The following is a 777-nucleotide window of genomic DNA, read 5'->3' on the forward strand; positions in this document are numbered from 1 at the left end:
GCAAGGACCCCCGCACCAAGGACCTGGTCGCGGACCTCACCGATGACCAGATCTGGAACCTCAAGCGCGGCGGCCACGACTACCGCAAGGTCTACGCCGCGTACAAGGCAGCCACCGAATTCAAGGGCAAACCCACCGTCATCCTCGCCAAGACCGTCAAGGGCTACGGACTCGGACCCCACTTCGAAGGCCGCAACGCCACCCACCAGATGAAAAAACTCACCCTCCAGGACTTGAAGGAATTCCGGGACTACCTCCGGATTCCCATTTCCGACGCCCAACTGGAGGCTGACCCCTATCGCCCGCCCTACTTCCATCCGGGAGCGGACGCACCCGAGATCGCCTACCTGCTGGACCGCCGGCGGGAGCTAGGCGGCTTCACTCCGGAACGGCGTTCAAACCACCAGGCCGTGGAACTGCCGGATGCCAAGTCTTACGAGGTGGCCAAGCGCGGCTCGGGCAAGCAGCAGGCAGCCACCACCATGGCATTCGTCAGGCTCCTGAAGGACCTGCTCCGCGACAAGAAGTTCGGGCACCGGTTGGTTCCGATCGTGCCTGATGAATCCCGTACGTTCGGCATGGATGCGTTCTTCCCGACGGCGAAGATCTATAACCCGGGCGGCCAGAACTACCTGTCCGTGGACCGTGACCTGGTCCTGGCCTACAAGGAATCCCCCGCCGGCCAGCTGATCCACCCCGGCATCAACGAAGCCGGCGCCGTGGCAGCCTTCACCGCCGCCGGCACCGCCTACGCCACCCACGGCGTGCCCCTGGTCC

The 777-nt window shown here is 64.6% G+C and carries 1 pseudogene; it reads left to right on the top strand.

Annotated features, from left to right (window positions below):
- A pseudogene (locus tag AC5RTT_RS20675) lies at positions 1 to 777 on the top strand (pyruvate dehydrogenase (acetyl-transferring), homodimeric type); the annotation flags it as partial.

This window comes from Arthrobacter sp. Y3221157 (genome assembly GCF_059089865.1).